Origin of the sequence: Blautia sp. TF10-30 (genome assembly GCF_003481245.1) — a bacterium.
Taxonomy (GTDB): domain Bacteria; phylum Bacillota; class Clostridia; order Lachnospirales; family Lachnospiraceae; genus Fusicatenibacter; species Fusicatenibacter saccharivorans.
Map to the genome: position 1 here is coordinate 1 of NZ_QUKM01000001.1, position 15441 is coordinate 15441.

Consider the following 15441-nt stretch of genomic DNA (forward strand, 5'->3'; position numbering starts at 1 on the left):
TTGCTGGAGGCAAAAGTTCCTGCAGTAAAGCGTAGAACCTCATGTGTTTATGCGGATTTGAGAGACTTAATTTCAGAAATGGAACTGCAAAAAGTAGCATAAACACAGGCAGATATACCGTGGACTACCTGTTATGTGGAGACCTGCCGTATCCGGCATGGAAGAAGCGCGTATCCGCGCAAGATCTAAGAAACAGGCGTATCCGCCGATATTTTGTCTGCCGCCTAAAGCGGTTTGAAGCACGTGACTTTAGTCATGTGAGGTTCACTTTATGTATGATTTTTTACTTCCAGCTTTTCAGTTTGTCCGCTTCTGGAGTCTGCAGCAGAATTTCTTTACAGGCCAAAAGAGAAGGACTCACATAATCACAAAATGGAAAAAGCTCTTTTGTATACGGTGTCAGATCCGGGATCATGCAGGAGATGGCACCAGCTGCACGCGCGGCCTTCAGACCATTGATGCTGTCTTCGGCTACTATGCATGCAGCAATCGGAACTTTCAGAAGAGACGCTGCTTTTAAGAAAATTTCCGGATCCGGCTTGCTGTTGATTACCTCATCCCCGCAGACTGAAGCATCGATATACTGGTCAATGCCAGACTGTTTCCAATAGTCTTCCGCAACGCGCCGCGTTGTAGAAGTAGCAACGGCAACTTTGATCGAATGCTCTTTGAGCCAGGAAAGAAACTCATGAAGCCCTGGTTTTTCCGGGACACCGTTGCGTCGAATATAATCGTTTAGATACGCCGTGCGGATTGCGCGTCCTTCATCGTATGTCACCTGTCCGTGAAACCACTCCTCAAACAGCTTTCTGCTCCGCGGAAGCGCACTGCCGCGCATCTGCGAAAGATGTTCCTCCGTGAGCGTAAAATTCAGCTCCCGGGCAGCTTTTTGCCAGCCCTCTTTCATTACAATCTCGGTGTCAAACAGGATACCATCCATATCGAATAATACTGCCTTTATCATAAACATGACCTCCAAAGCACTTCTGTATTTTCAGTTGCTTAAAAACTATGTTCAGTATACGAAAAATCCAGAAAAAAGACAAGCCCATGAGACAAACAGAAGACCACAAATTATACTTGACTTCAACCTAGCTTGAAGTGATATGCTGTCAAAAAATGACAAATCAGGAGGAATGACAAAATGGAAAAGTCAACGGTTTATTTTACCGACTTTCGATGTCCGGTTGGAACGAGTCAGCTTGACAAGCTGAAAAAGCTCTGTATTGCTGCTGGCATCAAAGACATTGATATGGAAGGCAAATTCGTCGCAATCAAAATGCATTTTGGCGAACTGGGAAACATGGCGTTTCTTCGTCCGAATTATGCGAAAGTGGTTGCAGATCTCTGTAAAGAGCAGGGAGGCCTTCCGTTTCTGACAGACTGCAATACGTTATATCCGGGCAGCAGAAAAAATGCCCTGGAGCATCTTGACTGTGCGAATCTGAATGGATTCAATACCATTACCACAGGATGCCAGATTATCATCGGAGATGGAGTGCGAGGAACCGATGAAATCGAAGTTCCGGTTGTCAACGGAGAATATTGCAAAACAGCATTGATTGGCCATGCAATCATGGACGCAGATATTTTTATCAGTCTGAGCCATTTCAAAGGCCATGAAGCAACGGGCTTTGGCGGTGCACTGAAAAATATCGGTATGGGATGCGGAAGCCGCGCCGGAAAGATGCAGCAGCATGCCAGTGGAAAACCGGCGATCAATACGGATGTCTGTCGTGGCTGCCACCGCTGTGCAAAAGAATGCGGAAGCGATGCAATTTCCTATGTGGATAAAAAAGCAGTCATTGACTATGACAAATGCAAAGGATGCGGCCGCTGCATCGGTGCCTGCAGTTTTGATGCGGTTTACAATCCAAACAGCAGTGCAAACGAGCTTCTCGACCGGAAAATGGCGGAGTATGCACAGGCTGTCTGTCATGGACGTCCGTGCTTCCATATTTCTCTGGTACAGGATATCAGCCCGAACTGTGACTGCCATGGTGAGAACGATGCTCCGATCCTGCCGGATATCGGAATGTTTGCAAGTTTCGACCCGGTTGCTCTTGATCAGGCGTGTGCCGATGCCTGCCTGAAGGCAACTCCGATCGAAAACAGTCAGCTTGGCGAGCATCTTGCAGAGCCGGGATGGCATTGCCACCACGATCATTTCAAGGATTCCAATCCGAATATTGAATGGCAGGCAACCCTTGACCAGGCAGAGAAAATTGGTCTTGGTACGAGACAGTATGAACTGAAACGTATCAAATAATAATTCAAAAATGCTTTATGGCAGGTAAACAACGTGGAAAGCTCCAGCTTCTCGGATGAAAAATCAACGAGAAGCTGGAGCTTTTTGCGATCAGATTTTATTTTCTTCAGAGATAACAACGTTTTTTTCATCCATTATATGGATAATGGTTTCACGGAAAATCTTGTCACACGGGAGAACGTAAGCCGGGAAAAAGACCGGATTCGAATCGGTGACAGGGGAACCCTAAAAATAGATGGTGTTTCTCCGGAAAAGATTCAAATTATTCCATGGGACTGCATTGCGGTATGAAAACAGAGCAAAAGACTGTGCAAATGAATTTATGATTTGCACAGTCTTTTGCTTTATACGTTGCTGATCATCGAAAGAAATGTCTTATGAATCCTCATATCCGGGTCGAGCTCCGGGTGGAAGGAGAAGGCCATCTGGTTTTTATATTTTACACCGACAATCCGCTCTTCCACAACCGCGAGCACTTCCACGCCGTTCCCCACAGATGCGATATACGGCGCACGGATAAACGTCATCGGCACTGTTCCAATGCCCACAACCGGTGCTTCTGTGTGGAAGCTGCCTAACTGTCGGCCGTAGGCGTTCCGCTTGATGCACATGGGAATCGTGCCGAAATACTGCTCTGGCTGTCCCTTCATCTGTCCGTTGATCGTTTCTGCCAGAAGAATTGCACCGGCACAGGTTGCGAGGACCGGCATGCCGTTTTCAATCTGGCTTTTCATGATATCGAACATGCTAAGCTCTTTTAAAAGCTTTCCCTGAACGGTACTCTCGCCGCCCGGCAGTACAAGTGCATCGTAAGGCTCGGCAAGATCGCGGGCCTGCCGCAGTTCGATGCATTCGGCGCCAAGCTGTTCTAATACTTTTTCATGTTCTGCAAATGCGCCCTGCAATGCAAGCACTCCAATTTTCATTATTTTCCTCTTTCTGCCATCAGTAAGGCGATTTCCTGCTCGTTGATGCCGACCATAGCCTCGCCGAGATCAGCGGAGAGTTCTGCGATCCGTTTGGCATCGGTGTAGTTGGTAACAGCTTTTACGATGGAAGCGGCACGTTTTGCCGGGTTGCCGGATTTGAAGATACCGGATCCGACGAAGATGCCTTCTGCTCCGAGCTGCATCATCAGCGCTGCATCGGCAGGCGTTGCCACACCGCCGGCTGCAAAGTTGACAACCGGGAGACGGCCGTTATCATGAACATACTGAACAAGATCGTATGGAACCTGCAGGACCTTGGCTGCCTCAAACAGCTCATCCTCACGCATTGAGGTCAGTTTCTGAATTTCGCTGTTCATTTTTCTCATATGGCGGACCGCCTGTACGATATCGCCGGTTCCCGGCTCACCTTTGGTACGGATCATAGACGCTCCCTCGTTGATCCGGCGGAGTGCCTCGCCGAGATCCTTTGCACCGCAGACAAACGGTACTTTGAAATTTCGTTTGTTAATATGGTAGACATCATCCGCCGGGGAGAGAACCTCACTCTCGTCGATGTAGTCGATTTCGATGGCTTCAAGAACCTGTGCCTCTACAAAGTGGCCGATGCGGCATTTTGCCATAACCGGAATGGAAACGGCTTCCTGAATGCCGCTGATCATCTTCGGATCACTCATACGGGAAACGCCGCCGGCTGCACGGATGTCTGCAGGAATCCGCTCCAGTGCCATAACGGCACAGGCACCAGCTTCCTCGGCAATATGCGCCTGCTCCGGAGTGGTAACGTCCATGATCACGCCACCCTTTAACATCTGTGCCAGTTCTTTGTTCAGTTTGTATCTCTCATTTGCTGCTGTCATAATAAGTTCCTCCGTGTCTGAAAAATTTTAGTTTCTGTTTTGGCTTTACTTTTGCTCTGCCTCACAGTATACTGGTAAAGTGACTATAAAAAAATTGCCAAAACAAATATATTCAGTAAGGTCAGATGAGAGGAGAGCGGTCGGATGCTGACGTATAATTTTTCCAATATAGGGTCAGATTCCCTGTATGAATATTTATATAAATGTATCAAAAATGACATATTGCTGGGAAATATCCGCCCTGGAGAGAAGCTGCCGTCGAAACGGACGTTCGCGAAAAATCTGGGTATCAGCGTCATTACCGTCGAGAATGCCTATGCGCAGCTTGTTGCGGAAGGCTATCTGTATTCCATGCCAAAGCGCGGATTCTATGCGGCTGATCTGGAAATTGAGGATTCCATGCGGGATGCGGTGCCAAAAGAGATCCTGCAGGTAGCAAACGGGGAGACTTCCTATTTTGCGGATTTTTCCAGTAACCAGACGGACAGCGAGATTTTTCCGTTTACAATCTGGACGCGGACGGTGCGTGCTGTCCTGAATGACAACCGGATCCAGCTCATGATCAATTCCCCGTGCGCCGGGATTTTAAAGCTGCGCAGTGCGATTGCAAAATATCTGCGAGAGTTTCGTGGAATGCAGGTGCTGCCGGAGCAGATTATTGTCGGCGCAGGAACGGAGTATCTGCATAACCTTCTGATTCAGCTTCTCGGAAACGATCTTGTTTATGGAGTAGAGGATCCCGGGTATCACAAAATTGCGCGGATTTATGAGAGTATGAAGGTGCGGTACGAGCCAGTGCCGCTCGACCAGGACGGTGTTTCGGTGCAGGAGCTGGAAAAAAGATCGGTTGATATTATTCATACCTCCCCGTCCCATCACTTTCCAACCGGGACAGTCATGCCGGTCAGCCGCCGTTATGAACTGATCGGCTGGGCAGCAAAATCAGATCATCACTATATCATTGAGGACGATTATGACAGTGAGCTGCGTCTCGGCGGAAAGCCGTTTCCGACACTGCAGAGTATTGACGTTTCGGACAAGGTCATCTATATGAATACGTTTACGAAAACACTTGCCTCCACGGTACGGATCAGCTATATGGTGCTTCCGCAGACATTAGCGGAGAAATTTTATCGCGAGCTGTCGTTTTATTCCTGCACCGTCTCCAACTTTGAGCAGTACACACTGGCAGAGTTTATTGAGAATGGCAGTTTCGAAAAACATATCAACCGGCTGCGAAACTATTATCAGAACAAACGAGATCTGATTTTACAGGAACTCGAAAAGAAGCCGCTCGGTGATTACGTGACCATCGAGGAGGAAGAAGCAGGCGTTCATTTTCTGATGCATCTTCGCACGGATTTGAAAGAAGAGTCGATTGTCACGCAGGCGAAATCCCGTGGTGTGAAATTAAAGCCGCTCTCCGGCTATTACGCGGATGCGGCGGAGGCAATAAAGCAGGAAAATACGTATGTCATGAACTATTCCTCTATCGATCCGGCTGCAATGGAGCGGGCGGCGGGAGTGCTGCTTCATATTCTGCGGGCGCATATGACGGAAAACACATTTGAGGCAGAGATGAAAAAGAGCCAGGAATAATCATAAATTGATCCACAGAAATAACTGCAGGGAATGAGCTTCTCTGATGCCCAGCAGTTTCTATTACAAACTCATAAAGGAGAAAAGCATATGATGAATCGTGAAATGATGGAGCTTGCCATGAGGCAGTCTGCGGAAGATATGGGGTGCCGCGTGGAAGATTTCAAGGCGGACAAAAATGTTGTTGTTCCCATAAAATTAGGAAAGAAGGCCCGCAAATATTTGAAAGAGCCTATTACCTGCAATCTGGTTTCCTATGGAAATAATATCATGGCGGCTTCCATACCGGAGACGATGGATCTGGTATCTGCGTATGTAGACAAATTCGAATTTTACCACTGTTTTGAGACACCAAACATGCATTGGCTGAATGAACGTTTAGCTGAAAAAGGTCACAAAATATGTTTCATGGCAGAATACTATCTGCCGGACATCAGCCGGATACCGACTCTTTCCTGCGCCTATGAGACACGAGTATTGACACAGGAAGATTTTGCGGATTTGTATCGACCGGAATGGAGCAATGCGCTTTGCGAAGATCGGAAGAATCTGGATGTACTTGGCGTCGGCGCATATGATGGAAGTACGCTGGTGGGACTTGCCGCCTGTTCTGCCGATTGCGACGATATGTGGCAGATCGGTGTGGATGTCTTGCCGGAATACAGACGACAGGGGATTGCCTCTGCACTGACAAGCAGACTTACAAAAGAGATCATAAACAGGGGAAAAGTACCTTTTTACTGTACCGCCTGGTCTAATGTCAGATCTGTAAGAAACGCTGTCAAAAGCGGTTTTATACCGGCATGGGTAGAAATGACTGCAAAACCGGCAAATATTGTTGATGAGATGAATTTATGAAGGAACCTTCCCTGTCGATTCCCGCTGAATCAGCTGTGCATGCAACAAATACGTACTGATTGGGATGTGATTGAGAAGACTTGACAATGCAAAAAATCCACTTTTTCCGAGCTCCAGCCGATCTTGTCTGATGGTTGTAAGGGGCGGTGACGTACAAGCAGCAATCGGCAGATCATCAAATCCGATAATGCTGATATCATCAGGAATCTGGAATCCCAGCTGCTGACATTGCGTGAGCGTTGCACTAGCAAGGGTATCCTGGTTGCAAATAATAGCAGTGATTCCGTTTTCCAGAAAACGGGGAAGATGCTTTTCCATACATTCTGACAGATAATAAGAACAGCCGATCGCAGCAGGAGAAGTCTTCAGTCCATGCTGGTGCATGGAACGGAGAAAGGCAGCATGGCGTGCCTGGAGAACCCGGGCACCGAGGGAGCTGCTCAGATAGGCGATCTTCCGGTGTCCAAGTCCGGCAAGATAAGAGACGGCAAGCTCCATTCCCTCCTCATTATCAATACCTACATAAGCGGTGGAAGGATTCCCTACTATATAGTTGTCGAAAAGAACAGCCGGTGTGCGGCTGATTTTAAAGTCTTGAATCCAGGGATCGCTCAGGGAAAAGCCGACCACAAAAGCTCCTATATAATCATGCTCCAGCATAAAAACATCATAATGCTGGTTTCTTTGGGTCTTAATATCAACGGGTACAATTTCAACATCAAATCCGGCAGGTTCTGCCATCTGACGAAAACCCACTAGGATATCATAGGCAAAATGATGCGGTTCCTGATACCGCATATTTTCTTTTTCTATTATAATACAGACTTTTTTCGTTGGTTTCTTATAACGCCGCAGCTTCGTATAACCCAGAGCTACGGCAGTTTCCAAAACCTGTTTCCGTAAAGCATCGCTGATATCAGGCGCGTCATTGAGCGCTTTGGATACCGTGCTCTTGGAAACTCCCATTTTATCAGCAATATCCTGAATGGTAGTCATAATCGGCAATCCTTTCACAAAACAAAAAATGTAAACTCCCAGCTATCATGATGGAGTTCTTTTAACGCTATTATATGAAGATTGCGGGAGTGCAAAGCACGTAGCAATCTGGTATCAAAGGGGTCAAAAAACCTTTTGCCCCCGTATCATTATATAAAAACATAAGATAAAAAGCAATCCATACCGTGAAAAAGAAATGTTTCGCTAAGTTTCGAAAAAAGAAAGCATCCTGCACAAAAATCATCCTGAAAATTATCTGAATTTTACGAAAGCGCAGGGAAAAATGGAAATTGATTGACGAAGAAATAAAAAAGGCTTATAGTAAAGTTACGAAACAATGCGAAACAAAAAGTGATCGTGTTTCTTACAAGGATGCAAAAAACAGCTTTAGAGCTATACGGGAGGAAAATGAGATGGAATTTAGCGGTGTATACCATAAAACTTCAGAACAGATGAGTTATGCCCTGGATGAGGACAGACTGATTGTCAATATCAAGACAGGATATGATGTAAAACAGGTTTTTATCCATTACGGAGATCCTTATGAAGCCGGAATTTTGGGCGGAAAAGAAAAGTGGATCGGAAAAAGAGAGGAAATGATATATAAAAAACGTCTGCCTTATCAGATCTGGTGGACAACAACGCTTCTTCCGGAATACAAAAGATGCAAATATTATTTCGAGCTGCGGACGGAAAAGGAAGTCTGGTATTATTTTGAGGATGGTTTCCTGACAGAAGAACAGCTCCGGATGGATGGCCGTATGCAGCAGTGCTTTATTGTACCCTGGATGAACCCGGCAGATATCAATCGCACACCGGCATGGGTAAACGAAACGATCTGGTATCAGATTTTCCCGGATCGGTTCTGCAACGGGACACCGGAAAAAAACGGAGATGATATCACACCCTGGAGAAATCACGGAACCGTAACAAACGAAGAAAAATTCGGAGGAAACCTGGAAGGGATCCGTCAGAGATTATCGTATCTGCAGGAACTTGGGATTACCGGTATTTATCTGAATCCGATCATGAAAGCAGAATCCAACCACAAATATGACACGACCGATTATACAAAAATAGATCCGTTTTTTGGCGATGCGGATACAATGAAAGTGCTTTGCAAAGAAGCACATGAAAAAGGAATCCGCATTATGGTAGATGCAGTGTTTAATCATAGTGGAAGAAAATTTGAGCCATGGATAGATATCCTGGAGCATGGAAAAGAGTCTCGTTATGCGGACTGGTTTATGGTAGAGGACTGGGAACAGGTTCAAAAAAGGGGAGACACCAGAGACCGACGGTTCTATTCCTTTGCATTTACAGACGGGATGCCAAAGCTGAACACAAACAACGAAGAGGTGATACAGTATTTCTGTAAAATCTGTGAGGACTGGGTACGGGAGTTTGATATCGACGGAATTCGTTTCGATGTAGGAAACGAAGTGTCGCACAGGTTCTTAAAGCGGATAAGAGAGCATTTAAAAACGATAAAGCCGGATATTTATCTTCTGGGGGAAATCTGGCATGATGCAAGCCAGTGGCTGCAGGGAGATGAATATGATTCTGTCATGAACTACCCGCTGCTGAGCGGAATCCATGATTTCTTTCTTGATAAAACAATGAAAAAAGAAGAATTTGAATATATGGTAAACCGTTGTTATACCATGTATATGCAGCAGAATAACGATGTACTTTTTAATCTCCTGGATTCCCACGATACCGAGAGGCTGATGAACCGTTTTCACGATCTGGACAAGTTCTACCAGCAGCTTGCAATCCTTTTTACGCTTCCGGGAAGCCCCTGTATTTATTATGGAACGGAGATCGCAATGGAAGGCGCTCATGATCCGGACTGCAGAAGATGTATGCCTTGGAGTGAAATTGAAAGCGAAGAGAATCAGAAAAAAATTGCAACGATGCGGAAACTGATCATGCTTCGAAGAAATGAAAAAGTGTGCAGAAGCCTGCATTTCCATTTTCCGAATGGTTATGAAAATGATCGGTGTGTAGAGTATATTAAACTAGACGAAGAGGGAAATAAAATCGAAGTTCTGCTCAACGCATCGGATGAGGAGATAAAAGTAAAAGGAGACGGGGAAGTACTTTTTGCCCGGGAATTTGATGGAGAGATACTTGGTGTAAATGGAACGTTAATTCGCAGGATGTAAGGGTTTCACCTGTTAGAAATATGTGCAGACAGGCACAAAAAAAGCATGTTTTCTGGAAAAGCCACCGGAAAACATGCTTTTTTGATCTCTTGACTCGCCAAAAACATAAGTAAGGAGCCATTTTTCGAAGGAAAATGAGCGGATTACGAATGTTTTTGAAGATTGCGTGAGTGCAAAGCACATAGCAATCTGGTATCGCAGTGATCAGACGTTTAAAATACCGAACGACTGCAGCAGCAGTGCGGCAAGGAGCACGGGTGCAATAAACTTCACCATGACGATATACAGCCTCTTTCGACCGAACTTATATCCTCCCAGCGTCACCTCATCGATGATGACCTGCGGCTTTACAACCCATCCGATCAGAATACAGGAGAGAAGTGCGACAAGCGGCATCAGAAGGTTATTGCTGATGAAATCCATGACATCCAGGATCTGAGCCGTTGCGCCATTTGGAAGCTTCAGTTCAAAATAAAGCGCATTGTAGCCGAGGCATACGATGATACCGACGAGACATGCATAAACGGTTACAATAACCGTGCTTTTCTTTCTGCTGATGTGAAATTTGTCGATCATACAGGAAACAATGGATTCCATGACCGATACGGAAGATGTAATGGCTGCAAAGGAGACCATAAGAAAGAAAATGGTTCCGATTACGCCGCCTGCTGCTCCCATGGACTGAAAGACCTTCGGCAGGGAGACAAACATCAGACCAGGGCCGGCAGACATACCCTCTGTCCCCATAAAGGTAAATACGGCAGGAACGATCATCAAACCGGCGAGCAGCGCAACAATGGTGTCGAAAATTTCGATCTGGTTGATCGATTTCATCAGGTTTGTTTCTTTTTTTACGTAGGAACCGTAGGCAACCATGATACCCATCGCAACGCTGATCGAAAAGAAAAGCTGTCCGAGTGCATCGACAAAGACGGTGAAAAATTTCTGCGGCGTCATTCCTTTAAAATTCGGAACGAGATAAATTTTCATACCCTGCAGTCCCGTACGGACGACACCGTCTGCGTCGGTATGGGTCAGGGTCAGAGAAAAAACAGAAATTCCGATGATTAAAATCAGAAGGATCGGCATCAGAATTTTGCTGTAGTTTTCAATTCCCTTATTGACACCACGATATACAACGAATGCGGTAAGAAAAAGATAGATTCCCAACCACACAATCGGCTGCCATGTACCGGTAATATAGCCGGTAAAGTAACCATCCTCGGCAGCAGCAGTGCCATGTCCGGTGAGAAACACAGACAGGTATTTTAATACCCAGCCGCCAATGGAGCAGTAGTAAGGCAGGATGACAACCGGCACGATACTGGCGAGAAGGCCAAGACCGTTCCAGCCCGGGTGAATTTTACCGTAAGCGACAAGCGGACTTTGTCCGGTTTTTCTTCCGATGGCAATATCAGTTGTCAGCAGGGTAAATCCAAAGGTCAGAGCCAGTACGATATAAACTAAAATAAAGGTTCCGCCTCCGTCTTTTGCGGCAAGATAAGGGAAACGCCAGATATTTCCCAGTCCAACCGCGCTTCCTGCAGCAGCAAGCACGAAGCCGATCGATCCGGTAAAGCTGCCACGCGTATGTTTCTTTTCCATATAAGATACATCTCCTTATTGATAGACTGACTGTTTTTAACAGCCGAATACTTCTATTATAAAGTTCGGACGATACTTCGTCAACCAGAAGATCTATAGATTGACAATTTCGATTAGTTGTACTATCATCTAATTAGTTGTATATGCATCTATTTGAAACAGATCGAGAATGGACAGGAGGAACAGAAAAATGGATCCAACAGAACGGAAAATAACAAAAATAGCGCGGGAAGCCGGGAAATTTACGGTGCAGGCAATGAAAGAAGAAGGCATCGGTACGGCAGAATTTGACTTTATCCATCTAGTGCGCCATCATCCGGGCATCACCCAGACGGAAGTGCGCGAACAGTTAAAGATTGATAAAGGAGCCGCTGCAAGGCGCGCTGCAAGCCTTGAGACAAAGGGATATCTGATCCGGAAACCGAATCCGTGGGACGGCAGAAGCCAGCTTCTGTATGCTACGGAAAAAGCAGAATCCTTGAAAAATTCCAAAGCAGAAATTGAAACGGTTTTTTATGAATGGCTGCTTTTGGAGCTTCCGGAAAAGGAGGCAGAAAGCTTCTGCGAAACACTGGACAAGCTGTACTGGAAATCGAAGAGAGAACGGCAGAATCATTTTGCGGAACTTTCAAAAATTTTAAGTGAAAAAGCAGATAAAACAATAAAAGCAACAGCAGAAGGAGGCAGCAGCGATGAAGGATGAAACCTTTCGCCCGAACCGGATGCTCTCTTACTTTCAGGAAGAATGGAAAATTCTCTTTTTTGTTACGGTTTCCGGTCTCATCTATAATCTGGGACTTCTTGCAGGCCCCTGGTTTGAGGGAAAAATGACAGGAAAGCTGGTTGATCTCCTCGGCGGCACAGGAACCTTCCACCAGATGCTGATGCTGGTCACGGCCTATGTCGTGAGTATTGGCATTGTGCAGGTTTCCCGCTATTTCAAACGGTTCTATGTCAGAAGATTTGCCAACAACGTCAACCGGCATATGAAGCAGATTCTTTACGGAACGCTGGTTCGCAAAAGCCGTTTGGAGCTGGAAGCGGAAGGTACCGGAAATATACTGACGAAGGCCATTCTCGATGTAGACGATTGCGTAGAAGGAATGCGGAAATTTACAACGGAAATCTTTGATACCGGTGTTGCTCTTCTCGCCTATGCGTGTATGCTGCTCTGGTACGACTGGCGCCTGGCGCTGCTCTGCATGATTTTCCCACCCATTTCCTACGTGATTGCCGAAAAGATGAAGGTCATGGTACAGAAAACGGGCGCTGCCTATAAGGTACAGTCGGGTGCATTAAGTGCTGCAACCCTGGACCGTGCGACAAATGCCATCACGTATCGTGTCTTTGGCTGTGAGGAGGACAGAAAGGCCGCTTATGAGGAGAATCTTTCGACTTACGAATCTGCCGCTGTGCGCGCCAATATCTGGAACACAGCTATGCCGCCGATTTACCGTATGATCTCGATGACGAGCATTCTGTTTATCCTGTATTTTGGAGGCAGAAACGTCTTGCAGGAGGGATGGACACCGTGGAACATCGCCGTATTTACCACGTTTTTGTCCTGCTACACAAAGCTTGCCACCAAATCATCGAGCGCTGCGAAGCTTTTTAATGCGGTACATAAAGCGCAGGTTTCCTGGAAACGAATCAAACCTTTGCTGCAGAATTCCAAAACAGAACCGGAACTTCCAGGCGCAGCGCCTGCAGAGCTTAACGTCGATCACCTGCATTTTGCCTATCCAAACGGAAAAGAGATCATCCATGACCTGTCGTTTCAGGCGGTTCCTGGCCAGATCATCGGTGTAACGGGACCTGTCGCATGCGGAAAGTCAACGCTTGGAAAGACTTTTCTCTGCGAGTCGCCGTATGAGGGAAGCATCACCTTCGGAGGAAAAGAACTTGGAAAAATGGAAAAAACAGACCGGAACCGCATGGTCGGTTATCTTGGCCATGACCCGGAGCTGTTCCATGGAAGCGTGGAAGAGAATATCCGTCTCGGGGGAAAAGAGGGCGCAGAGGAGATGATCCGAGTCGTCTGCCTGGAAGATGAAGTGAAAGCAATGGAAAACGGAATCCATACCCTGGTCGGAACGGGCGGTGTCCGCCTCTCCGGTGGTCAGGCGCAGCGCCTTGCCCTTGCGCGAACCCTGTACCACAAACGGCCGGTTCTGGTTCTCGACGATCCGTTTTCGGCACTCGACAAAGAGACGGAGGCACAAATTTTTTTAAATTTAAAGGAGCTGGCAAAAGACTCTATTATAATCCTCATTTCCCATCGCCTCTATCTGTTCGACCAGATGGATCAGGTCATCTGGATGGATGAGTGCCATACGAAGGTCGGCACACATGAGGAACTCCTTGCAACGGTTCCGTCCTACGCAGAGCTCTGCAGCAATCAGACGAAGGGAGGCAGCTTTTGATGCAAAAAAAAGAATCTGTATTGCGGGTAATCAAAGAAACCGTTCGAAAACACGGTGTTTTATCAGCCGCACTTTTGGGAGTCGTCTGCGGTGCGGTTATTTTCGCACTGCTCCCGCCTCTTGTGCTGGCACAGCTGATTGACCTTTTGACAAAGAAGCATACCCTCTGGATGGAAGGAATTCTGCTGTATTTCGGACTTCTTGCCCTGACGGGTCTTCTGGAGTCGGCACGAGAGAGTCTTCTGACGGTATTCGGCCAGAAAATTACACATGCACTCCGAAGCAGTCTGATGGAAAAGTTCGGACGCCTATCCGCCAACGAGCTGAACCGCCAGGAGCCGGGCGCTCTCGTATCAAGATTTGTCGGTGACGTCGACACAGTGGAAAACCTGTTTACCTCCGGGATCATCAGTATGTTTGCCGATGCGTGCAAAATCTTAAGCATTCTTGCCGTCATCTGGGTGACTAATCGTGGACTTACGATTGTTCTGATTATTTTACTCCCTGTTCTGTTCCTCTTTACCCGTTACGTCCAGAAAAACACGCTGGCCTCCCAGATTGCCAACCGCCGTGCAGTCAGCCGTGCTTCGGGTCACGTTCCAGAGACGCTGCACAACATCCGTACCATCCACTGTCTGCAGAAAGAGACGTATATGGAGCAGCAGTATGCGCACTATATTGATGACAGCTACAGCGCAATGGAGAAGACCAATTTTTACGATGCCGTCTATTCTCCAGTCATCCTGATTTTAAATGCCATTGTTGTTGCTGTTGTCATGCTGCTTTCGGCCTCCGGCAATTCGACCGTTTTAAAACTGTTCGGCATGTCCGCCGGAACCGCCGTTGCTGTTATAAACTATATTTCCCAGATCTTTGCTCCGGTCGAAAGCCTTGGTATGGAAATCCAGACAATTCAGTCTGCGTTTGCCGGTATGGAAAGAATCAATGAATTTTACAGCCTGGAAGAGAAGAAAGAGCCGGCTGCGCTGACTGAAAATACAGATTACGGCATAGCGGCTGAGCTAAAAAATGTGACGTTTGGATATGACGAAAGCCAGGTCATCTTAAACGATGTAAGTCTGCAGATCAAAAAAGGCGAGCAGGTAACACTTTTGGGACGAACGGGTGCCGGAAAGAGTACTATTTTCAAACTGCTGCTCGGTTTATATGAACCACAGAAAGGAATGGTTCTGATTTGGGGTGTTCCATCTGTCGATCTGCCGGATGCAAAGAAACGAAAGGTTTTCGGCTATGTGGAGCAGTCGTTCCACATGGTGCCGGGATCGGTAAAAGACCAGATTACACTGTATGATTCGAAGATTTCGAATGCGGATGTAAAAAAAGCGGCAGAACTGACCGGACTTGCAAAGACCATCGAGGCGCTTCCGTACCAATATGATACGATCTGTACACAGGATCTCTTCTCACAGGGTCAGTGGCAGCTTCTCTCGATTGCACGTGCAGCCGCAGCGGAGCCTGAAATTCTGCTCCTCGATGAGATTACCGCAAACCTTGATGCAGAGACGGAAAAAATGGTATTAAATGCATTGCAAAGAGTTTCCAAAAACCGTACCGTAATTTCCATTTCCCACCGAACTATGGCAGAAACGGGACGCGTGATTCCAATTTCATAATTTCTTTTCGTTCATTAAATTTTTGAAAGAAAGCGTGCCGGATGCATTCTGACAAAAAAAGATGCGCCGACACGCTTTCTTT

12 protein-coding genes are annotated in these 15441 nt (G+C 46.6%); 7 read left to right on the forward strand and 5 right to left on the reverse strand.

The window, feature by feature from the left end; genetic code table 11:
- Positions 1-283: 283 nt before the first annotated feature.
- Positions 284-964: an HAD family hydrolase gene (locus DXD02_RS00010; RefSeq protein WP_118666227.1), complete on the reverse strand. Its 681-nt coding sequence runs from the start codon at positions 962-964 to the stop codon at positions 284-286.
- Between the two features lie 180 nt (positions 965-1144).
- On the opposite strand from DXD02_RS00010, the gene DXD02_RS00015 reads away from it, so the two are divergent.
- On the forward strand, positions 1145-2269 hold the full coding sequence (locus DXD02_RS00015; protein ID WP_117761523.1) for a DUF362 domain-containing protein: 1125 nt from the start codon (positions 1145-1147) through the stop codon (positions 2267-2269).
- 344 nt (positions 2270-2613) lie between these two features.
- Here DXD02_RS00015 and pdxT read toward each other — a convergent pair whose 3' ends face one another.
- Together pdxT and pdxS are read right to left on the reverse strand one after the other, a co-directional pair.
- On the reverse strand, positions 2614-3195 hold the full coding sequence (gene pdxT, locus DXD02_RS00025; RefSeq protein ID WP_118666228.1) for a pyridoxal 5'-phosphate synthase glutaminase subunit PdxT: 582 nt from the start codon (positions 3193-3195) through the stop codon (positions 2614-2616).
- Positions 3195-4076, reverse strand: coding sequence for a pyridoxal 5'-phosphate synthase lyase subunit PdxS (pdxS, locus tag DXD02_RS00030; protein WP_118666229.1), 882 nt, complete (start codon positions 4074-4076; stop codon positions 3195-3197). Before pdxS ends, pdxT begins: the two co-directional genes overlap by 1 nt.
- A 144-nt stretch (positions 4077-4220) precedes the next feature.
- Between pdxS and pdxR the strand changes: the two genes are divergently transcribed.
- Complete coding sequence (pdxR, locus tag DXD02_RS00035) at positions 4221-5675, forward strand: MocR-like pyridoxine biosynthesis transcription factor PdxR (protein ID WP_118666230.1); 1455 nt, start codon at positions 4221-4223, stop codon at positions 5673-5675.
- A gap of 90 nt (positions 5676-5765) precedes the next feature.
- Positions 5766-6533, forward strand: a complete 768-nt coding sequence (locus tag DXD02_RS00040) for a GNAT family N-acetyltransferase (protein ID WP_118666231.1) — start codon at positions 5766-5768, stop codon at positions 6531-6533.
- On the opposite strand, the gene DXD02_RS00045 is transcribed toward DXD02_RS00040, so the two are convergent.
- Positions 6528-7529, reverse strand: a complete 1002-nt coding sequence (locus DXD02_RS00045) for a LacI family DNA-binding transcriptional regulator (protein ID WP_117804963.1) — start codon at positions 7527-7529, stop codon at positions 6528-6530. The genes DXD02_RS00040 and DXD02_RS00045 overlap by 6 nt on opposite strands.
- A 413-nt stretch (positions 7530-7942) precedes the next feature.
- Between DXD02_RS00045 and DXD02_RS00050 the strand changes: the two genes are divergently transcribed.
- The gene (locus DXD02_RS00050; RefSeq protein ID WP_117812799.1) at positions 7943-9697 is read left to right on the forward strand and encodes a glycoside hydrolase family 13 protein; all 1755 of its coding nucleotides are present in this window, start codon (positions 7943-7945) and stop codon (positions 9695-9697) included.
- Between the two features lie 204 nt (positions 9698-9901).
- Here the strand turns inward: DXD02_RS00050 and DXD02_RS00055 are convergent, their stop codons facing one another.
- Entirely contained in the window at positions 9902-11302 is a 1401-nt protein-coding gene (locus DXD02_RS00055) for a sodium-dependent transporter (RefSeq protein ID WP_118594444.1), read from the reverse strand.
- 190 nt (positions 11303-11492) lie between these two features.
- Between DXD02_RS00055 and DXD02_RS00060 the strand changes: the two genes are divergently transcribed.
- The 3 genes from DXD02_RS00060 to DXD02_RS00070 are packed head-to-tail and all read left to right on the forward strand — an operon-like array spanning position 11493 to position 15359.
- Positions 11493-12005, forward strand: coding sequence for a MarR family winged helix-turn-helix transcriptional regulator (locus DXD02_RS00060; RefSeq protein ID WP_118666232.1), 513 nt, complete (start codon positions 11493-11495; stop codon positions 12003-12005).
- Positions 11995-13725, forward strand: coding sequence for an ABC transporter ATP-binding protein (locus DXD02_RS00065; protein WP_118666233.1), 1731 nt, complete (start codon positions 11995-11997; stop codon positions 13723-13725). The genes DXD02_RS00060 and DXD02_RS00065 overlap by 11 nt, the downstream gene beginning before the upstream one ends.
- Positions 13725-15359, forward strand: coding sequence for an ABC transporter ATP-binding protein (locus tag DXD02_RS00070; protein ID WP_118666234.1), 1635 nt, complete (start codon positions 13725-13727; stop codon positions 15357-15359). Before DXD02_RS00065 ends, DXD02_RS00070 begins: the two co-directional genes overlap by 1 nt.
- Positions 15360-15441: the final 82 nt, after the last annotated feature.

Bases quoted from the DNA above. Each gene is read 5' to 3' on its own strand.
- DXD02_RS00010 (WP_118666227.1), bottom strand. From the start codon at position 964: ATGATAAAGGCAGTATTATTCGATATGGATGGTATCCTGTTTGACACC.
- DXD02_RS00050 (WP_117812799.1), top strand. From the start codon at position 7,943: ATGGAATTTAGCGGTGTATACCATAAAACTTCAGAACAGATGAGTTAT.
- DXD02_RS00055 (WP_118594444.1), bottom strand. From the start codon at position 11,302: ATGGAAAAGAAACATACGCGTGGCAGCTTTACCGGATCGATCGGCTTC.
- pdxT (WP_118666228.1), bottom strand. From the start codon at position 3,195: ATGAAAATTGGAGTGCTTGCATTGCAGGGCGCATTTGCAGAACATGAA.
- DXD02_RS00045 (WP_117804963.1), bottom strand. From the start codon at position 7,529: ATGACTACCATTCAGGATATTGCTGATAAAATGGGAGTTTCCAAGAGC.
- pdxS (WP_118666229.1), bottom strand. From the start codon at position 4,076: ATGACAGCAGCAAATGAGAGATACAAACTGAACAAAGAACTGGCACAG.
- DXD02_RS00040 (WP_118666231.1), top strand. From the start codon at position 5,766: ATGATGAATCGTGAAATGATGGAGCTTGCCATGAGGCAGTCTGCGGAA.
- DXD02_RS00015 (WP_117761523.1), top strand. From the start codon at position 1,145: ATGGAAAAGTCAACGGTTTATTTTACCGACTTTCGATGTCCGGTTGGA.
- pdxR (WP_118666230.1), top strand. From the start codon at position 4,221: ATGCTGACGTATAATTTTTCCAATATAGGGTCAGATTCCCTGTATGAA.
- DXD02_RS00060 (WP_118666232.1), top strand. From the start codon at position 11,493: ATGGATCCAACAGAACGGAAAATAACAAAAATAGCGCGGGAAGCCGGG.
- DXD02_RS00070 (WP_118666234.1), top strand. From the start codon at position 13,725: ATGCAAAAAAAAGAATCTGTATTGCGGGTAATCAAAGAAACCGTTCGA.
- DXD02_RS00065 (WP_118666233.1), top strand. From the start codon at position 11,995: ATGAAGGATGAAACCTTTCGCCCGAACCGGATGCTCTCTTACTTTCAG.